Below are 19,759 nucleotides of genomic sequence, written 5' to 3' on the forward strand. Positions count from 1 at the left end.
CGCAGCGAGCGGGCCGGATCGACACGGCCGCGTGATGTTCCACGTGGAACCAACAGGGGTGTTGGGCTGCCGTTAACGCTCGGGTAGCCATCGGTTCGTTTCATCCTCCTAACGTGCTCCTCGTCGTGCGCCGGCCCCGTGGCGCGACCATGTTTTCAGAGGAGCCCGTGTGCGTATTCCGTTGCAGCTGTTCATGTCCACCGGTGAGGATGCCGGACGTTCGTCCCGCGCCAACGTGACCTGCCGCTATAAGTGCGGCGACGCGTGCCGCCACGATCCCGGGAACACCAGCGACAACAACTACTTCCGGGACGTCGTGCGCACCGCGGTCTCGCGTCGAAGCGTTCTCAAGACCTCGGCCGGTGCAGCGGTGGCCGTCGGTGCGACCTCGCTCCTCGCGGCGTGCGGTGATTCCGGGTCGTCAGGGTCGGCCTCGTCGTCGAGCGGTGCGGCATCCGGAGATGCGATGCCGGGCATGAACTTCGCCGCCGTCGCGCCGAACACCGAGGACGCCGTGGTGATCCCGGACGGGTACCGCCAGGAGGTGGTGATTAGGTGGGGCGACCCGATCCTGCCCGGCGCTCCCGAGTTCGACTTCGCCAATCAGACGCCCGAGGCGCAGGCCGGGCAGTTCGGCTTCAACAACGACTTCGCCGGCCTGATCCCGGTCGACGGCGTCGCCGATCACCACTACCTGGTCGCCAACCTGGAGTATCCGACCGAGCCCTTCATGTTCGCCGGCTACAAGGAAGGCGAACCCACCGAGCAGCAGGCCCGCATCGCCATGGCGTCGGTCGGCATCGCGGTCGTCGAGGTCGCCGCGCAATCCGGCAGCGGAGCTCTCAAAACCGTTGTGGGCCCTCGGAACCGACGTCTGACTGCCTCGAGCCCGTTCCGCCTCACCGGCCCGGCCGCGGGCAGCGAGTTCGTCAAGACGGCCGCGGACCCGGCGGGCACCACTGTCCTGGGCACCTTCGCCAACTGTTCCGGAGGTCTCACCCCGTGGGGCACGATGCTCTCCGGGGAGGAGAACTTCAACAACTACTTCGCGAACCCGAGCGCCGTCACCGACGCCAAGGCCAAGGAGCGGCTCGAGCGCTACTCCTTCGAGGACGACGGCGACGAGCACTACTGGGGACGGTTCGACAAGCGCTTCGACCTGGCGGTCGAGCCGAACGAGGGGAATCGCTTCGGTTACATCGTCGAGGTGGATCCGCACGACCCGAATTCTGTTCCGGTGAAGCACAGTTCGATGGGCCGGTTCAAGCACGAATCGGCGAACATCTACGTGGTCGGGAGCGGGCCGGACAAGGACACCGTCGTCGCCTACAGCGGTGACGACGAGAGGTTCGAGTACATCTACAAGTTCGTCTCCAGCCGCAAGATGAAGTCCGGCCTGTCGAAGACGGCCCGCGACCACAACATGGGCATCCTCGACGAAGGCACGCTCTACGTCGCCACCTTCACCGGGGACTCCCCCGACCCGGTGGACGGCACCGGAACCCCGCCCGCCTCAGGAAAATTCGCCGGGAAGGGGTCCTGGAAGCCGCTGCTGACGGTCAATGCCGACGGTTCGGCACGCTCGTACATCCCCGGCATGTCCCCCGCCGAGGTCGCGGTGTTCACCCGGCAGGCCGCCGACACCGTCGGCGCGACCAAGATGGACCGGCCCGAGGACATCGAACCGAATCCGAAGTCCGGCAAGGTCTACTGCGCGCTGACGAACAACGATGATCGCGGCACCGATGGAGAAGCGCCTGCCGATGCGGTGAACCCCCGCAACGAGAACAAGAACGGTCAGGTCCTGGAGATGACCGACGACCACACCGGCACCGAGTTCACCTGGGAACTCCTGCTGGTGTGCGGCGACCCGGCTGCTGCCGACACCTACTACGGCGGGTTCGACAAGACCAAGGTCAGTCCGATCTCCTGCCCCGACAACGTCGCGTTCGATCCCCATGGCAATCTGTGGATCTCCACGGACGGCAACGCACTCGACAGCAACGACGGGTTGTTCGCGGTCGCCCTGGACGGCGATCGACGCGGGGAGACCAAGCAGTTCCTGACCGTGCCCAAGGGTGGCGAGACCTGCGGCCCGATCATCGACACCAATCGTGTCTTGATCGCGGTTCAGCATCCCGGCGAACTCGACGACCACTCCGCGGACAACCCGGCGTCGCACTGGCCCGACGGCGGACAGTCGCAGCCCCGGCCCTCCGTCGTCGCCGTGTGGCGGGACAACGGAGGCGAGATCGGCGTCTGACCACACCTCGTTATCCGAGCACCCTCGAGTCCTGGCCACTGCCGCCCGGCTCGGGGGTGTTCGCATCTCCCACCAGGACTGTCCAGCGGCACCGAGCCGTTGACCTGGATCTTTCGTGGCCCGCACCCCGATCGTGACAGTCGTCAAGGTTTTTCTTGACGACTGTCAAGACCCAGGCCTAGTGTGGCGTGCAGCACATGTCGTCTCGACTGTGTCTTGCTTCTCCGCCTCGGTCGAGGCGGTCTCACGGAGGTGGAACGATGACGAGTTATGACCTGACCGGGCGGACGGCACTGGTCACCGGTGGCGCACAGGGTCTCGGTGCCGGGATGGCCGAGGCGCTCGCCGCAGCGGGCGCGTCCGTCGCGATCGGCGACGTGAACTCCGACGGCGGTCGGCAGACGGTCGAAACGCTTCGGGCACAAGGCGCGAAGGCCGAGTTCGTCGCGCTCGACGTGACCGACGACGCAGCCTGGGAGTCGGCCGTGGCGTCGACCGTCGAGTCGCTGGGCGGGCTCGACATCGTCGTGAACAACGCCGGCATCGAGGTGACGAACCTCCTGGTCGATCTCGACGCCGGCGAGGCGTCGAAGATGCTGGACGTCAACGTGCTCGGTACTGCCCTCGGCATCAAGCACGCGTTCCGCGCGATGCGTCCCGGCGGCATCGCAGGCAGGGGCGGAGCCGTCGTGAACATCGCATCCGTCGCTGCGACAATCGCTTTCCCCGGCATCAGCGTCTACTCCGCGACGAAGTCGGGTATCGACCGCCTCACCCGGGTGGCGGCCGCCGAATCCGGCAAGCTCGGCTACGGAGTGCGCGTCAACTCGATCTATCCCGCACTCACCCCGACCGCGATGGGCAACAAGCTCGCCGTCGAGACCGCGGCCCTGGGGCTGTTCGAATCCCCGGAGGCGGCTGCCCAGGCGGTCGCGGAGCTGACACCCCTGGGCCGACTCGGACAGGTCGACGATATGGCCGACGCCGTGGTCTTCCTCGTCTCCGACGCCGCGAAGTTCATCACCGGCGCGGGCCTCCCGGTCGACGGCGGCATGGGAATGTGATCCCGCCGACGTCCACCGCCTCAACGCTTTTCCCGAACACCCGCATCGAACACCCGAACCAGACACGAGGAGTCCCACCATGCCCACTGACAAACGCGTCGTCGTCTACGGAGCGTCCGGATACACCGGCCGACTGATCTGTGAGTACCTGCGCGAGTACAACATTCCGTTCCTGGCCGCGGGCCGCGACCACGCCCGGCTGAAGAGCGCCGTCGAGGCGGTGCCGGGCATCGACACGGTCGCGTACGACATCGTCGAGGTCGAGCACACGGTCGAGGCGCTGACCGAGGCCTTCCGCGGCGCCGACATCGTACTGAACACGGTCGGGCCGTTCGCCCGCTACGGTCACGAGGTCGTCCAGGCGTGCCTGGAGATCGGGGCCCACTACACCGACACCAACGGTGAACAGAACTGGATGATCGATGCCGAGGCGCAGTACGGAGCCGAATTCGCCTCTCGCGAACTGGTCTTGACGCCGGGCCTGGCGCAGATGTACTCGATCGGCGAGATCGCCGCGAACATCTGCCTGGAGAACCCCGGACTGGACACCCTCGACATCCAGGTGTTCTGGAAGGGCCACCCGACCGTCGCGTCGACCAACACGATCCTCACCAATGCCGCATTCGCGAAGGCGTACTACCTCGAGGAGAACGAGTACGTCGAATGGCCGGCGGACGCGGGTCTGTACACGGTCAGCGTGCCCGGTCAGCACGACCTCGGTCTCGCTCTGCCCTGGGGCGGTACGTCACACCCGGTGTGGTTCAAGAACGACCCGCGCGTGGCCACCGCCAAGGCACTCGGCGGCGTCTTCAATCGGCCACTGATGCAGGGCGTTCCGGTTCTGGTGGCCGCCGCGCTCGAACAGATGGAGGGCAAGTCCGAGGAGGAGAAGTACCGGATCATCGACGAGCAGTCGGCCGCCATCCGCAGCGAGATGCCCCCGCGTGAGAACCCGCGCCTGAACACCTCGCTGGACTCGGTGTACGCCTCCGGTCCGCTCGGCCGCGCGCACTGCGTGATTCACGGCAACTCCAACTACAAGCAGACCGCCCTGCTCAACGCGCACGCCGCGAACGAACTCCTCCAGGCCCGCCCCCGCCGTGTCGGCTTCGTCTCGAGCTGCCAGGCGTTCGGCCATCGCGAATTGCTCGGCACACTTCGCGCTTTCGGTCTGGTCCTGGACCCGATCGTCACCGTGCACCGCTGAGGACGACATGCGACTCTCGGAGTACCTCGACAAGGGCGCCTCGCTGGGGCGCGACGCGCCGTGCCTCACCGCCGGCGGGGTCACCTCGACCTACGGCGAGGTCCAGGATCGGTCGACCGCCATCGCGGGCGCGTTGCAGCACAACGGGATCGAGGCCGGCGACCGAGTCGCCGTCCTGTCGGCCAACGATCCGCTGGCCTTGACGTGCGTCTTCGGCATCTCGCGTGCGGGTGCCGTGTGGTGCCCGGTCAATCCGCGCAACGAGGCCGAGGAGAACCGACAGCTGTTCGATCTCTTCGGGTGCCGGCTGCTGTTCTTCCAGGCGAAGTTCGCCGGCCTGGTCGAGAAGATCAAAGATCAGCTCCCGCAACTGGACCGGTTGATCTGTCTGGACGGCGACGTCGACTGGGCGACGCCGTTCGACGCCTGGCTCGACGAACATCGGGCCGAGCCGGACGAACGCCGACGACCAGTTGGCGGCCTGTGCATGCTCGCCGGTACCGGCGGGACGACCGGCCGACCGAAGGGGGTGCGGCTCACCGAGGACAACATGATGACCTCGACGGCACTGGCGTTGATGAGCTACCCGTTCGGTGAGCGCCCCCGGTATCTGGCGCTCGCCCCGCTGACCCACTCGGCGGGGGTGCTGACATTCCCCATCCTCAGCCTCGGCGGTGAGGTCGTGATCATGGCGGCACCTGACATCGGGGAGTTCCTGGCGCTGATCGAGCGGCATCGCATCACTCACGCCTTCCTCCCGCCGACGGTGATCTACGGGGTGCTCGACCATCCCGACCTCGACAGTCGGGATCTGAGCTCGCTGCGATGTCTGTGGTACGGCGCGGCGCCGATGTCGCCCACGCGGCTGGAAGAAGCACTGACGCGTATCGGACCGGTGCTCGGCCAGTTGTTCGGGCAGACGGAGGCGCCGAACATGATCGCCACCCTCGCGCCCGCCGAGCACTTCCACGACGACGGGTCGATGGCCACCGAGCGGTTCGGATCGGCCGGTCGGCCGACACCGCTGACCACGGTCGCGATCATGGCCGAGGACGGGTCGCTGCTGAGTCACAGCGAGCGCGGGGAGATCGTCGTGCGGGGACCGCTCGTGATGGACGGTTATCACGAGAACCCCACGGCCACAGCCGAAGTGAGCGCGCACGGCTGGCATCACACCGGCGACATCGGCTACCTCGACGACGACGGCTATCTCTTCGTCGTCGACCGCGCCAAGGACATGATCATCACCGGCGGGTTCAACGTGTACTCGGCCGAGGTGGAACAGGCGTTGCTGGCCCATCCGGCGGTGAAGGACTCGGCCGTCATCGGGCTGCCCGATCCCAAATGGGGCGAACGAGTGACGGCCGCCGTCGAACTGCGTGCGGGGTACGACGCCGACACCGAGGAGCTCATCGCCTTCGTCAAGGAACGGATCGGCAGCGTCAAGGCGCCGAAGGAGATCGAGATCTGGACCGAGCTGCCACGGTCCAAGGTCGGCAAGATCCTGAAGACCGAGGTCCGGGGCGCATTCAGCTGACCGGATCGAGGCCTCACCCGGTGCCCGCCCGGCCGGCGCCGACAAGCGTCGAACTCGGCCGGGTGGGTACACTCGGGTCTCGAACTCCATCACTCCCCGAGCAAGGGAATCCCCCGGCAAGGACGGCGAGATGACACAGGTCGTCGACCGACAGGCCCGCATCGAGGCCCGCGCACGAGACAAGTTCCAGGCCAAGCGCGACGAGCTGGCCATGGCGACTCTGACGACGCTGGCCGAACTGGGGTACGCGCGGACGAGCCTGCGCGAGATCGCGCAGAACTCCGAGTACTCGCACGGGGTCTTGCACTACTACTTCACCGACAAGCTCGACCTCATCGCCCACGCGGTCCGGCAGTACGAGGCCGTCTGCGTCACCCGCTACGACGAGGTCGTGGCCCACGCGGCGACCGCGGACCAGTTGCGCGACGAGTTCGCCGACACCTTCTTCGAAGGCATGCACTCCGAGGCAGCCATTCATCGGCTCTGGTACGACCTGCGCAACCAGAGCATGTTCGACGACTCCTTCCGCGCGGACGTGATCGAGATCGAGCACCGGCGCGAAGAGATGATCTGGCGCGTGGTGGAGAGATTCTGCGAGTTGTCGGGGACGCAGCCCGCGGTGACACCGGCGGTCGCCTACATCGCGCTCGACGGCATCTTCCAGCGCGGACTGCTCAGCGAGATCGACGGCCGGCCCGACGGCGTCGCGACTGCACGCCAGGACCTGATCGCCTTCTTCGGAGTCGTGGGGCACCACTGACCGTCTGACGAGTGGAGTCGCACATTCGTGCGCAGCGTCACAGGCTCCCGCCCTAATACTTCGAATTCCTAAGTATTAGACTCTCTAAACGTGTCCGCTTCCGACCCCGCCCAGCTCGCCCAGACCCTGCGGCCGACGATCACCAGGCTCTACCTGGCCCTTCGTCGTCGCGCACCGTCGGTCGAGCTGACCGCGGCGCAGACCTCCGCCCTGAGCGTCCTCGCCGATCACGGGCCGATGCGGATGGGTGAATTCGCCACCCGCGAATCCATCCGCATGCCGACAGCGACGTCGGTGATCGACGGACTCACCAAGCACGACCTGGTCGAACGCAGACCTGATCCAGACGACCGCCGAGCCGTGCTCGTCGGCCTCACCGACCACGGGCGCACCCTCGTGCGACAGATCCGCGAGGAGCGTGACGTCATCCTGACCGGTGCGCTCGCCGCACTCGACGATCAGCAGCGCGAAGCCATCGCCGCGGCCGGGCCGGCCCTGCAGGCCCTGCGCGACCAGCTCGACAATCACCCGGTATCGCACCCCGCCCGCCCGGCGAGTGCGTGAGCGGCCCGGTCGCGGTTCGGACACCGCCGGCCGTCCGCCTGATCTGGCAGAGGAATCAATGACCGTCACCGAACACACCCCGGGCGACATCGCCGCGGTTGCGCGCGACACCACCGCAACCGAACCGTCGATGCTCGCCTCCCTGCGTGCCCAACCGCGCGCGGTGTGGATCACCGCCTTCGCCGCCGTCATCGCCTTCATGGGCATCGGCCTCGTCGACCCGATCCTGCACAGCATCGCCGAAGCGCTGAACGCCCCACCGGAGAAGCTCACGCTCCTGTTCGGTGTCTACGTCGGCGTCCAGTGCGTCGCGATGCTGCTGACCGGTTGGGTCGCATACCGTTTCGGGCCGCGACGCACACTCACCGTCGGGCTGGGACTCATCGTCGTCGCAGCCGGCGTCTCGGCCTTCGCCGACAACATCGACCAGCTCATCGCCTACCGGGTGATCTGGGGTCTCGGCAACGCACTGTTCCTCGCCACCGCACTGGCTTTCATCGTCCAATCGGCGGTGGGCAACCGCAACAGCGCCATCATGATGTACGAGGCCGCCCTGGGCATCGGGCTGGCCGTCGGACCGCTCCTGGGTGCGACGCTCGGTGAATGGACCTGGCGCGCACCGTTTGCCGGTACCGCCCTGCTGATGCTGGCCGGAGCCATCCTGTGCGCGTTCATGCTTCCCGCCGACGGCCCCCGGTCCGAACGAGTGCGGGTCCGGATCGTCGACCCGATCAAGGTCCTGCGCAACCGCACCCTGTTCGTCACGTCCGTCGGTTCCGCCTTCTACACGGGCGCCCTCTTCACCGTGATCGCCTGGGCGCCGATCGCGATGGGCCTGCGACCCATCTACGCCGGACTCGTCTTCTTCGGCTGGGGTCTACTCACCGCGGTCGCCGGAGTCTTCGTCGCGCCGCTGCTCGCTCGGGTCGTCGGTGAGAAGGCCGGTGTCATGGTTGCCATCTCGACATACGGACTGGTCATGGTGCTGGCCGGGATCGGCACGTTCACCGGACAGATCTGGCTGATCGGCCTGGCCGTCATCCTCTCCGGCTTCCCCTCGGGCGTGCTCAACACCCTCTTCACCGACGTCGCGATGTCGGCCGTCGGCGGCGACACCCCGCGCTCGGTCTCGAGTGCCGGGTTCAGCTTCCTCCGCTGGATGGGCGCCGCGATCGCGGCCGTGCTCGTCGCCTACCTCGCGAAGTGGACCGGCTCGGAGGCGACACCGTGGTGGTTCGCCACCGGATACTGCGTCGTCGCCCTCGGCGCGGTGTCGTTGGCCAAGGTCGCCCACGACCACAAGGTCGCCGACGATGCCGCCCTCATCGGGGCCGAGGAGTTCTGAGGCTCCCGCGCACGCAGCTTCACGCTCCTTGAGCACAGGCGCAAGGAGCACGGCCCCCTCCCGCTCCCCGAGGTGCGACGAGCGCGACGCCTCCGCTCCCTGAGGAGCGGCCGGACGGCCGTCGTGGACCACCGAGCGAACCCTCCTGGGCGCCCGAATTCTATGCTCCCTGAGGTGCGAGCGAAGCGAGCCACGAAGGGCTCCGCAACGTGTCTCACCAGGCCCTTCGTGGCTCGTCGCTATCGCTCCTCGCACCTCAGCCTGAATCTTTCATGGGTGGCTGGGTTTTCGTCGATCAACGGTCGGTGTGGGGTTGTGGGGTTGGTGTTGGTGTGTGGGCAGGGTGGGTCGCCAGCGTTCGGTTCGCTGGTTGTTCTCAGTTCCTGGTGGGGGTGGGGGCTGCGGTGACCGGGTGCGTGTGACAGGGGGCTGGTTAGGCGGTGAGGCGTTGCCAGCCGTGGCGTATGTGGTGGTTGTAGGGCCAGTCGGTGGGTAGTCGCAGGGTGGTGGTGCGGGCGTGGGTGATGATTTTGCCGGCGACGGTGAGTAGGCGGTGGCGTAGGCGTTTGGGTTCCCAGCGGCGGATGGGGTCGTGGCGGGTGTAGCCGAGGGTTTGAGTCCAGGCGAGTAGGTCGGAGGCTAGGGCGACGATGTCGAGCCACAGTTGGTTTTTGGCGAATGAGTCGAACGGTAGGTTGGCCATGCCGGTGTCTTTGAGGCAGCGGATACGGTCTTCGGCGCGGGCACGTTGACGGTGACGCAGTTCCAGGATCGGCAGTGTCCAGCCGCGGCCGCGGGTGTTGGTGGCGAACACGGTGTAGCGGCGGCCCTCGATATCGGTGATGAGGTGTTGGGCTCCGTTGTGGGGATATTCGCGGCGCACGATCAGCCGCATCCCCGATGGCCAGGACTTGTAGCCGGGTTCTGCGGCACGGGTGGCCGGCGGTAGGTAGCGGGTGATCTCGGCGACCTGGGCATCAGCTCGCGGATCGGCGTCGGCGTTGTTGACCGCGGTGACCCAGGCAGCCTCGGGCAGCACGTCTAGGGCTTCTTTGACCAGTTCGGTGATGGTGAACCCGACCGAGTACTGCAGATTCTGCTCGGCCAGGTAGGCCAGGAACTCTTTGGCACACCCGGCCGAATCGGTACGGATGAGCACGTGGGCGCGTTCGGCAGCGGGCAACTGCGCCACCGCCCTTTCGGTGGCGGCGATGTGCATGTCCGCACCCTTGGGGGAGGCGCCCCCACGCCGCAGGTCCAGGTTCAGTGTTTCCCCGGTGCCGTAGGCGCCGTGGTCGACGAACGAACACATCGGGGAATGCCCGAACACCCGTTTATACGTTTTCTGGGCCTGTTCTTTGGCCGATCCGGCCGTCACGGTCGTGGCATCGAGATCGACGGTCACCAGCCCGCCATCGACGCTGCCCGCGGCGCCTTCCAGTGGGCGGGCGATGTCCCACACCCGTTCCCGCGCGGCGGCGCGAGCCGCACCGATCGCGGTACTGACCGCCTCGACATCAGCAGCGAGTCGGGTGATCACCCGCGAGATCGTGGGATCAGAGGCCACCTGCCCATACAACTGTGGTTGAGCACGGACTGTGGCCACATCGGCCACACAGTCACCACCGGTCGCCAAGGTCATCGCCAGATCCAGCACGATCTTGGCCGGATCATGGACCGTGGCTGTCGTTCGCCATGGCGCCATTGCCGCGGTCAGGGCGGCGCCCAGGCCGCAGACCTGCACGGTTTTCGTCAGCAACACCGCTCCCGAGGTTGTCACCACCGACTCAGTGCGCGTGGGGTCGACAATCAACTCGGGATACACGTTATTCTTCACCTGCGAGGTGCCTTTCTTCTTGTGACTATTTGTTTGTGGTGAATCAATAATCACAAGGCAGACAGGCACTTTCGCGTATCACACGCCGAACACCAGCAACATCAGTGAAATATCCAGGCTCAGGGAGCAGTAATAGGGCTCGCCCCATGCACAACGGGTTCTTCGTAGTCCACGACGGCCGACAGGCCGCGGATACCGAGGAGCGACCCCTCGCTCCCTGAGGAGCGGCCGGAGCTTGCGGAGGCCGCGTCACGAAGGGTCTTGGTGAGACGGCGGTGGATCTGCGAATCGGCGACCGGCGCGCGGAACGCCCGGTACCGTCCGCGGGATGACGGATTCGAAGGTGATCGTCGCCATCCGGGGCGGCGGGCCGACCCGTGCCGACGCCGACGATCTCGTCGAGCGCTGTATGGCAGCGGGGGCAACGCGCATGCAGGTCAACCTCAGCGACGACGCGGTCTCCGGGGCCATGCGCATCGACGAACTAGACCCGCCGATCGGCGCCGTGCTCTCGTTCTGGGCGCCCGACCCCGGGCCCGTCCTCGCCGTCGTCAACCACGTGCTCGACGGACCGATCGCCGCCTGGGCGGTCACCGCGCGGACACCGCTGGATCCGGAACTGCCCGCGGACGGGACGCGGATCGACGCGCTGTCCAACGTCGCGTTCTTGCGGCGACCCGACGAACTCGACCACGCCGAGTGGTTGCGCCGCTGGTTGGACGATCACACCCAGGTCGCCATCGACACCCAGGCCACGTTCGGTTACGTCCAGAACATCGTCGAACGACCGTTGACCGAGGACATCCCGCCGGTCGCGGCCATCGTCGAGGAACTGTTCCCGATGGCGGCGGTCAGCGACATCCACGCGTTCTACGGAAGCGGCGGTGACCAGCGGGAACTCGAGCGTCGGATGACCCTGATGCTCGAGAGCGTGTCCCGCTTCGGCGCGGACCGCCACCTCGACGTGGTGCCGACCTCGCGCTACGACTTCGACCTCAGCCGGTCGCGAACCTGAATCGGGCTGTCACACGGCCGAATCCGGGAACGCGATCACGGACAGGAAGCGCACCGGCAGCTCGACGAGTTCGACGGGTCCATGCGCGCCCTCGCCGTCGAGCTGTAGCGAGTCGCCCGGGTGCATCCGGTACACCGAGCGACTGTGGGCGTAGTCCATCACGCCCTCGAGGACGTACAGGAACTCGGTTCCCGCATGCTGGAACAACGGCTGGGTCACCGACTTCTCCGTCAAGGTGACGAGGAGACATTCCAGGCGTTTGTGCTCACCGCGCAGCGACCCGAGCAGCTCGTACTCGTGACCCTCCCGGGACCCCTCGCGCACGATCTCCGAGCCCTCGCCCGCTTTGACGAACACCGCCGACCGCTCCATCTCGGCGCCGCGGAACAGCGAGGTGACCGACACGTCGAAGCCGTTGGCCAGGCGAGCGAGCGTGCTGAGACTGCACGAGGTCTGGGCGTTCTCGATCTTCGACAGCATCGCCTTGGAGATGCCGACGCGAGTGGCCATGTCCCCCACCGACAGTCCCTGCTGACGTCGCAGGCGCCGCACGTTGTGCGCGATCGCCGTCTCGAGCTCCAGCTCCTCGACCGACTGGTCGACAGGTCTCTCTCGCGCGGTGCCGGACTGATTCCGGATCAATGGGTCGTCCGTCACGCCGCCAGCATAGTGAGAAACAACGTTTCCTGACAGTTGACACACGATTCCACCCTTGTCGACGGCCACGGCCTCGGATCATCCGGCGTCCCGGTCAGCGCATCTCGCCGGCTCCCACATACGGGAAGCGCGTCGTCAGCAGGTCGCCTTCGGCGAACCGCGTGAACCGGAAGTCCGACTCCGGAATACGCGGGTCCGCGCTGCGTCCGTCGACGACGAGGTCGGCGATCAACCGGCCGACCGCCGGCGAGATCTTGAACCCATGGCCGCTGAACCCGGCCGCCAGGACGAGCCCGTCCAGTGGTCCGCTGGAGATGATCGGATTCCAGTCGGGTGTGACGTCGTAGCACCCGGCGTAGCTCGTGGTGATGGCCGGATCGGTGAACCCGGGGAACCGGGTGCCGACCTTGTCGACGGTGAGGTCGATGAAGTCCGAGTCCGCGCGGTTCCGGTAGTCGTCGGGATTCGCTATGTCGAGCGCCGCGAGATCGCTGTTGCCGAACAGAATCTCGCCCCGGACGTCCGGTCGGACGTACTGCAGCGACACCAGATCGGAGAAGACCGGCACCTCGCCGAGGTCCTCACCGGGGTGAATCATCACGATCTGTTCGCGGTGCACCTCGATCGGGATGTCGACCCCGTAGGGCGCGAGGAACGGTTTGGACCAGACACCGGTGGCGACGACCACGGTGTCCGCGGAGATCGTCGAACCGTCCGCGAGTCGGACTCCCGTCACCCGGTCGGCGTCGCCGATCAGGCCGGCGACGTTGGTGCCCTGACGAATTCGGATTCCTGTTGCCCGCGCCGAGGCCGCGAAGGCCTGCGCGGTCTGATACGCGTCCCCGTAGCCGCCGCGCTCTTCCCAACCGAAGGCCGCGAAGGGTTCGAGGTCGGCGGTGGGCCACATCGCGGCGACATCGGCGGCGTCGATCTCCTCGGTCTGCACGCCGACCGCACGTTGCGCCGCGAGGCTCTTGCGCATGTTCTCGACATTCGGCTCGCCGACGCCGACGACATATCCGGTCTGACGGAATCCGATGTCGGAGCCGAAAATCTCCTCCGCCTTCTCGAAGACCTCGAGTCCGACCGCGGCCATCGCCGCCAGCGAACCGACGCCGTAGTGGCACCGCACGATTCCCGAAGACTTGCCCGTCATCCCGCCGCCGACGGTGTCCCGCTCGCAGACGATCACATCGGTGATGCCGCGTTGTCCCAAGGCCCAGGCGGCCGCCACGCCCTCGAGGCCGCCACCGACGATGACGACCGAGGCGGTCTCGGTGCTCACAGGCCCGCCCCCGGAATCCAACTCGTCCCGGCGAGCGGAACGCGGGCCATCGCCGACGCCTCGATCGAGATGGCGACGAGATCTTCGGGCTCCAGATGCTGCAGGTGCGCTTTGCCGCACGCACGGGCGATCGTCTGGGCCTCCATCGTCATCACGCGCAAGAAGTTCGCCAGGCGCTTTCCGCCGAGGACTGGGTCGAAACGCGCCGAGAGTTCCGGGTCCTGCGTGCTGATGCCCGCGGGATCACGCCCGTCCTGGAAGTCGTCGTAGAAACCGGCTGCCGATCCCAGCGCCTCGTACTCCGCGGCGTATCGGGGATCGTTGTCGCCCAACGCGATCAGCGCAGCGGTGCCGATGGCGACGGCGTCGGCACCGAGGGCCATCGCCTTCGCGACATCGGCGCCGTTGCGGATTCCGCCCGACACGATGAGTTGGACCTCCCTATGAACGCCCAACTCCTGCAGGGCCTGCACCGCCTGCGGGATGGCAGCGAGGGTCGGGATGCCGACGTGTTCGATGAAGACGTCCTGGGTCGCTGCCGTTCCGCCCTGCATGCCGTCGACCACGACGACGTCGGCGCCGGAATGCACCGCGAGTTTCACGTCGTAATACGTGCGGGTGGCGCCGACCTTCACATAGATCGGCTTCTCCCAGTCGGTGATCTCGCGCAACTCGCTGATCTTGATCGCCAGGTCGTCCGGTCCGGTCCAGTCGGGGTGACGGCACGCGCTGCGCTGGTCGATACCCTGTGGCAAGGTCCGCATCCCAGCCACGCGTTCGGAGATCTTCTGTCCCAGCAGCATTCCCCCGCCGCCCGGTTTGGCACCCTGACCGAGCACGATCTCGATCGCGTCGGCCTTGCGCAGGTCGTCGGGGTTCATCCCGTATCGCGACGGAAGGTATTGGTAGACGAGGTGTTTGGACTGACCCCGCTCTTCGGGCGTCATCCCGCCGTCACCGGTGGTGGTGGAGGTACCGACCTCCGAGGCGCCGCGCCCCAGCGCTTCCTTCGCCCCGGCCGACAGCGCGCCGAAGCTCATCCCGGCGATCGTCACCGGGGTGGAGAGATGCAACGGGTACTTCGCATTTCGCGAGCCGAGGACGACGTCGGTGTCGCAGCGCTCGCGATAACCCTCGAGGGGGTAGCGGGACATCGACGCGCCGAGGAACAGCAGATCGTCGAAGTGCGGCAGCTTGCGCTTGGCGCCCCAGCCACGGATGTCGTAGATGCCGGTCTCGGCCGCGCGCTGGATCGCGGCGATGGTGGTGCGGTCGAACGTGGCCGACTCGCGCAGGCCGCGCTGTTCGACGCTCAGGTTGTCGGTCATGGTGGTTCTCTTTCGTCGTGTGGTTGTGCGACGTTGCGGCCCTTCGTGGCTCGTCGCTAACGCTCCTCGCACCTCAGGGAGCAGGTGGTCGGCCGCGCTAACGCTCCTCGCACCTCAGGGAGCGGGGGGTTGCGTGTCCTCCGCAAGCTCCGGGCGCTCCTCAGGGAGCGGAGGACGGCTCAGTACGCGGAGGTGTTGTCGACCTTGAAGTGGTAGAGCTCGCGGGCAGAGCCGTAGCGGGTGTAGTCGCGGGGGTCGTCGTCGCCGAAACCGGCGGCCTTGAGCAATCCGGCCAGTTCCTCGAGGTGCTCGGCGCGCATCGGTTTGGCGATGCAATCGGCACCCAGCGAGGCGACCTCGCCGCGCACGTAGATGCGGGTCTCATAGATCGAGTCACCGAGACCGTCGCCGGCGTCCCCGCGGACGACCAGACGCCCCGCCTGCGCCATGAAAGCGCTGTTGTGGCCGACGTTTCCACCGACGACGATGTCGACGCCCTTCATCGAGATGCCGCAGCGCGCCGCGGCATCACCCTCGACGACGAGGAGCCCGCCGTGGGCGGTGGCGCCGGCCGACTGGGAGGCGTTGCCCTTCACGATCACACTGCCGCTCATCATGTTCTCGGCGACGCCGGTTCCGGCGTTTCCGTTGATCGTGACCTCGGCCTGCTGATTCATGCCGGCCGCGTAGTAGCCGACATGTCCGTTGATCGTGATCTTCACCGGGAGGTTGACGCCCGCGGCCACGCTGTGGGCTCCGGCCGGGTTGTCGATGACGATCTCGCCGGAGATGTCCCCGTGCAGCATCGAATTGATCTCGCGCAACGGGGTTTCGGCGAGGTCGAAGGTGTGATTGGGGTTCATCGTCTCAGCTTTCGCCGTGTCGTTCGAGGCGGGAACGGGAGGGGTGGAGGGAAACTCGGCGGTCATCGAGTCCATGCGTAGACGACCTCCGGCTCGGGCTCCCAGATGCGGGCGTTCTCCACGCCGGGCAGTTTGGCCAGTGCGCGGTACTCACTCGCCATCGCCACCCAGTCGTCGGTCTCGGCGATCACGGCCGGTTTGCATGCGATGGCGTCACGGACCACCGCGAACGAATCGCGATTCGACACCAGCAACGTGTAGAAACCGTCGAAGTTCGCGCAGACCTCTTTCAGTGCTGTTTCCACGTCCTTGCCCGCCGCAAGCTGGTGTGCGACGAAGCGCGCCCCCACTCCGTGTCGTTCTCACTGTCGAACTCCACTCCGGCAGCGCGCAGTTCACGCCGGATGGTCGCGTGATTCGCAAACGAACCGTTGTGGACCAGGCACTGTTCGGGGCCGACCGCAAACGGATGTGCGCCCGAGGAGGTGACCGCCGATTCGGTCGCCATCCGGGTGTGCCCGACGCCCTGCCATCCCGACGCCGCGGCCAGGCCCCAGGATTCGGTCAGGTCACGGGGTGCGCCGACGCCCTTGAGGACGGTCAGGTCCGACCCGAAACCGGCCACCAGGGCCTGCGGGTATGCGGCCCGGGCGGCGGCCAGCAGCTCCTCGGCCGGCGCGGGGGCGGAGGCCACCAGCGTCACGTCGATCGTCTGTGCGGCGACCGGCACGCCGAGGGCCGCACCCAGCGTCGTGGACACCTCGTCGGGAAGAACGTCGAGTTCGAGGAGGGAGATGCAGCCGTGTCCGGGCGGTGCCCACGTGGGGTTGCCGTAGACGGCGATACCCGCCGAATCCGCGCCACGGTCTTGCATCTCGCCGAGCATCCCGGCGAGCATCTCGCCCAACCGGGGGTGAAGGTCAGGGTTGCGCAGGTGCAGCCCGACGATTCCGCACATGATCAGTTCCTTACGTCGATCGATGAATCTCGTTGAGAGATCTTGTGTTCTGGGGGAAGGACGGTCAGAACGCCGTCAGGTACTTGTCGACCTCCCACGGCGTGACCGCCGCGTGCCAGTCGAAGAACTCGTCGCGTTTGAGTCCGGCGAAGTATGCCGAGACCCGCTGCTCGTCCTCGGGCCAGTCCTCGGGAAGCGCGGCGTCGAGCGTGCCGGCGACGACCCCGTCGGCCTCCAGCGCCTCCACCGCGTGCAGGAGGGTGAGCGGGAGTTCGGCGATGTGGCCGGGGCAGTTGCCGACGGCGCCCGGGTCCAGACTCCGCTTGATGCCGTCGAGTCCCGCACCGAGCAGCGCGGCGACGGCCAGGTACGGATTCGCCGACCCGTCACCGCCACGGAGCTCCACGCGCTGCTCATCGGGCACCCGGATGTAGTGGGTGCGGTCGTTGCCGCCGTAGGTCGCCCGCCGCGGAGCCCAGGACGCACCCGAGCGCGTCGCCGTCGCACCGGTTCGCTTGTAGGAGTTGACCGTCGGTGCGATCACGGCTTGGAGCGCGGGTGCGTGTTCCAGAATCCCACCGATGAACCCGTACGCCGTCTCCGACAACCCCAGTCCTCGCTCGTCGTCGGTGACCTGCGGGAACACCGGGTCGCCCGCCTGCGTAAGGGACAGGTGGAAGTGCAGACCCGACCCGGTGCGCTCTGCGAAGGGTTTCGGCATGAAGGTCGCGATCATGCCCTTCTCCGCAGCCAGGGCGGAGAGCAGGTACCGGAGCGTGACGACGCGGTCGGCGGTCGTGAGCGCGTCGGAGTAGGCGAAGTTCTGCTCGAACTGGCCGTTCCCGTCCTCGTGGTCGTTGGCGTAGTTGCTCCAGCCGAGTTGGTTCATCGCGGTGGACACGGTGGTGAGGTGGTCGTACATCCGGGTGAGACCGCGGACGTCGTAGCACGGCTGGTCGGAATCATCGGCGGCGTCGGCGGTCACCAGCGAGCCGTCGGCGGCCCGTTTCAGGAGGAAGTACTCGACCTCGGCCCCGACCCACGGCTCGAAACCCGCGTCCGCGGTCTGCGCGATGAGCGCCTTGAGGATGTTCCGGGGCGCGAACGGCCACGGCTTGCCCTCGACATGGGGATCACACTGGACGACCGCGAGGCCCTCCTTGATGAACGGGATGGGCAGGAAGGACCGGACATCGGGGATAGCGATGAGATCGGGATCCTTCGGCTCCTGGCCGATCGCGCCGACCGCATATCCGGCGAAACCTACGCCCTCGGTGGCCAATTCGTCCACCGCTTCCACCGGCACCAGTTTGGCGCAGGGCTTGCCGCGGAGGTCGACGAACATCGCGAGGATGAACTTGGTGCCGTGCGTCGAGCAGAGATCGGCGAGTTCGCCGGTCGTTGTCTCGGTGGTTGTCATCATGTGCTCCGGGGTCGACTCTAAGGGCTTTCGTTCCGCATGTCCACTCGCGTGAACCATTGTCTACTATTAGTAGACCTGGTGGATGTTTCGTCCCTGTTTCGACTCCGTGAGCGGTGGGTGTCAATCTGTCCGGCAACGTTTTCCACGTCCTCGGACGCACAGCGCTCGGGGGCCCACCGTCGAACGGTGAACCCCCGAGCAGTTGCCAACCGATGACCGGTATGGATCAGACCCCGGCCGGTGGCGCCGAGGCCGGAGTCGACGGCGGCATCGCCTCCTCCACCTTGTCCGCGGCGCGGGCCGGCGACATGGTCGCGAGTCCGCCGGCGTGACCGACCGAGGCGGCGGGGATCTCGTACGCCGTCTCCGCGTGGACCGCGGTGTCGAGGCCGACCATCTCGGTCTCCTCGTCGACGCGCATGCCGATGAGCTTGTCGAGTCCCTTGGCGATCAGCCAGGTCATCACGAACGAGTACGTGCAGGTGATGACGATGCCGGCGAGCTCACGCCAGACGATGTCCACCGGACCGCCGAACAAGATCCCCTGGACACCGGCCGGCGCGGCCTCGGTGGCGAAGAGCACGATGCAGATGGTTCCGACGATCCCGCCGATGCCGTGCACGGCGAAGGCATCCAGCGTCTCGTCGATCTTGAGCTTGCTCTTGAAGCTCAGCAGGAACGCCACGACCGCCGCGGCGAAGATGCCCACGAGCAGCGCACCGAGCGGTGCCATGCTGCTGGCCGCGGGGGTGATCCCGACGAGGCCCGCGACGGTGCCGGTGATCATGCCGAGCGAGGTGACGTGCCCCTCGCGCCACTTCTCGATGATCGCGAACCCGATCATGCCCGCCGAACCGGCCAGCAGTGTGTTCAGGATGACGGCCTGCGCGAGGAAGTTGGCGCCGAGCGCGCAACTGCCGTTGAACCCGAACCAGCCGAAGAACAGGATGCCGCCGCCCATGATCGTCATCGGCACGTTGTGCGGGCGCTCCATCCGCCGCTTGCGCGCACCGAGCACCACCGCGAGGGCAAGGGCCGCGACACCGGCATTCATGTGGACGGCGGTGCCGCCTGCGTAGTCGACGATCTCGAGATCGTTCAGCAGGAAACCGCCGCTGTAGTTGTCGTCGACGTCGGCCGCGAAGACCCAGTGGGCGACCGGGAAGTACACCACGATGAGCCAGATCGGCGCGAAGACCAGCCACGCCGAGAACTTCATCCGGCCCGCCGCGCCGCTGGCGACGATCGCGATCGTGATGGCCGCGAACAGGATGAACCAGGCTGCGAAGTAGAGCGTCTGGGTGGCGCCGGAAGCGTCGTCGGTGAGCCAGTTGGTCAGGCCGATGTAGTCGGTCGGGTTGCCGATGAGGCCCCACCCGCCCACCGACGGACCGGACACCAGGCCGTGCCCGATCACGACGTACAGGACCGCCGTGATCGCCAGGGTGGACATGACCATCGTCATGATGTTGAGGACGTTCTTCGATCCGACCATGCCTCCGTAGAAGAAGGCCAGGCCCGGGAACATCAGCAGGACGAAGACGAAGGCCGCCAGCATCCATGCCAGGTCGGCATTGGCGGCGAGTATGGGTTCCATGAGCGATCTTTCGGTTCTGGGACTCTACGAGAAGTCGGGTGTTACGGGACCAGGGC

The 19,759-nt window shown here is 66.9% G+C and carries 15 protein-coding genes and 1 pseudogene; 8 read left to right on the forward strand and 8 right to left on the reverse strand.

What is annotated here, in order from left to right; translation table 11 throughout:
• Positions 1 to 169: 169 nt before the first annotated feature.
• The 7 genes from QAD21_RS23335 (at position 170) to QAD21_RS23365 (ending at position 8,740) form a co-directional block, all read left to right on the forward strand.
• Positions 170 to 2,263: a PhoX family phosphatase gene (locus QAD21_RS23335; protein WP_280360309.1), complete on the forward strand. Its 2,094-nt coding sequence runs from the start codon at positions 170 to 172 to the stop codon at positions 2,261 to 2,263.
• Between the two features lie 260 nt (positions 2,264 to 2,523).
• Complete coding sequence (locus tag QAD21_RS23340; protein WP_205333794.1) at positions 2,524 to 3,327, forward strand: SDR family NAD(P)-dependent oxidoreductase; 804 nt, start codon at positions 2,524 to 2,526, stop codon at positions 3,325 to 3,327.
• Between the two features lie 79 nt (positions 3,328 to 3,406).
• Entirely contained in the window at positions 3,407 to 4,534 is a 1,128-nt protein-coding gene (locus QAD21_RS23345; RefSeq protein WP_280360310.1) for a DUF5938 domain-containing protein, read from the forward strand.
• A 7-nt stretch (positions 4,535 to 4,541) separates the two neighbouring features.
• The gene (locus tag QAD21_RS23350) at positions 4,542 to 6,071 is read left to right on the forward strand and encodes a long-chain fatty acid--CoA ligase (RefSeq protein ID WP_280360311.1); all 1,530 of its coding nucleotides are present in this window, start codon (positions 4,542 to 4,544) and stop codon (positions 6,069 to 6,071) included.
• Between the two features lie 130 nt (positions 6,072 to 6,201).
• Entirely contained in the window at positions 6,202 to 6,831 is a 630-nt protein-coding gene (locus QAD21_RS23355; protein WP_065631113.1) for a TetR/AcrR family transcriptional regulator, read from the forward strand.
• 90 nt (positions 6,832 to 6,921) lie between these two features.
• On the forward strand, positions 6,922 to 7,395 hold the full coding sequence (locus QAD21_RS23360; protein WP_058252932.1) for a MarR family transcriptional regulator: 474 nt from the start codon (positions 6,922 to 6,924) through the stop codon (positions 7,393 to 7,395).
• Positions 7,396 to 7,453: 58 nt separating this feature from the next.
• Entirely contained in the window at positions 7,454 to 8,740 is a 1,287-nt protein-coding gene (locus tag QAD21_RS23365; protein WP_065631137.1) for an MFS transporter, read from the forward strand.
• A gap of 433 nt (positions 8,741 to 9,173) precedes the next feature.
• Here the strand turns inward: QAD21_RS23365 and QAD21_RS23370 are convergent, their stop codons facing one another.
• Complete coding sequence (locus QAD21_RS23370; RefSeq protein ID WP_348534523.1) at positions 9,174 to 10,577, reverse strand: IS1380 family transposase; 1,404 nt, start codon at positions 10,575 to 10,577, stop codon at positions 9,174 to 9,176.
• 328 nt (positions 10,578 to 10,905) lie between these two features.
• Here QAD21_RS23370 and QAD21_RS23375 point away from each other — a divergent pair, with 328 nt between their 5' ends.
• Positions 10,906 to 11,592, forward strand: a complete 687-nt coding sequence (locus tag QAD21_RS23375) for an EthD domain-containing protein (RefSeq protein WP_280360313.1) — start codon at positions 10,906 to 10,908, stop codon at positions 11,590 to 11,592.
• Between the two features lie 9 nt (positions 11,593 to 11,601).
• Here QAD21_RS23375 and QAD21_RS23380 read toward each other — a convergent pair whose 3' ends face one another.
• The 7 genes and pseudogenes from QAD21_RS23380 to QAD21_RS23410 all read right to left on the reverse strand — a co-directional run bounded on the left by QAD21_RS23380 (position 11,602) and on the right by QAD21_RS23410 (position 19,703).
• A complete protein-coding gene (locus QAD21_RS23380) occupies positions 11,602 to 12,294 on the reverse strand; it encodes an XRE family transcriptional regulator (protein ID WP_065631115.1) in 693 nt (230 codons plus the stop codon).
• Between the two features lie 49 nt (positions 12,295 to 12,343).
• Positions 12,344 to 13,534 carry an FAD-binding oxidoreductase gene (locus QAD21_RS23385; RefSeq protein ID WP_280360314.1) on the reverse strand — a complete coding sequence of 397 codons (1,191 nt, stop codon included), beginning with the start codon at positions 13,532 to 13,534 and terminating at the stop codon, positions 12,344 to 12,346.
• Positions 13,531 to 14,862 (reverse strand): FMN-binding glutamate synthase family protein, encoded by a 1,332-nt coding sequence (locus QAD21_RS23390; RefSeq protein WP_137809192.1) that lies wholly within the window; start codon positions 14,860 to 14,862, stop codon positions 13,531 to 13,533. Before QAD21_RS23390 ends, QAD21_RS23385 begins: the two co-directional genes overlap by 4 nt.
• A gap of 179 nt (positions 14,863 to 15,041) precedes the next feature.
• Positions 15,042 to 15,800 carry a protein glxC gene (locus QAD21_RS23395; RefSeq protein ID WP_205333787.1) on the reverse strand — a complete coding sequence of 253 codons (759 nt, stop codon included), beginning with the start codon at positions 15,798 to 15,800 and terminating at the stop codon, positions 15,042 to 15,044.
• Positions 15,788 to 16,683: pseudogene (locus tag QAD21_RS23400) on the reverse strand (glutamine amidotransferase). The gene QAD21_RS23395 and the pseudogene QAD21_RS23400 overlap by 13 nt, the downstream one beginning before the upstream one ends.
• A 64-nt stretch (positions 16,684 to 16,747) precedes the next feature.
• Complete coding sequence (glnT, locus tag QAD21_RS23405) at positions 16,748 to 18,103, reverse strand: type III glutamate--ammonia ligase (RefSeq protein WP_205333800.1); 1,356 nt, start codon at positions 18,101 to 18,103, stop codon at positions 16,748 to 16,750.
• Between the two features lie 229 nt (positions 18,104 to 18,332).
• The gene (locus QAD21_RS23410) at positions 18,333 to 19,703 is read right to left on the reverse strand and encodes an ammonium transporter (RefSeq protein ID WP_065631120.1); all 1,371 of its coding nucleotides are present in this window, start codon (positions 19,701 to 19,703) and stop codon (positions 18,333 to 18,335) included.
• Between the last annotated feature and the right edge of the window lie 56 nt (positions 19,704 to 19,759).

Origin of the sequence: Gordonia sp. SMJS1 (assembly GCF_029866425.1) — a bacterium.
Taxonomy (GTDB): domain Bacteria; phylum Actinomycetota; class Actinomycetes; order Mycobacteriales; family Mycobacteriaceae; genus Gordonia; species Gordonia hongkongensis.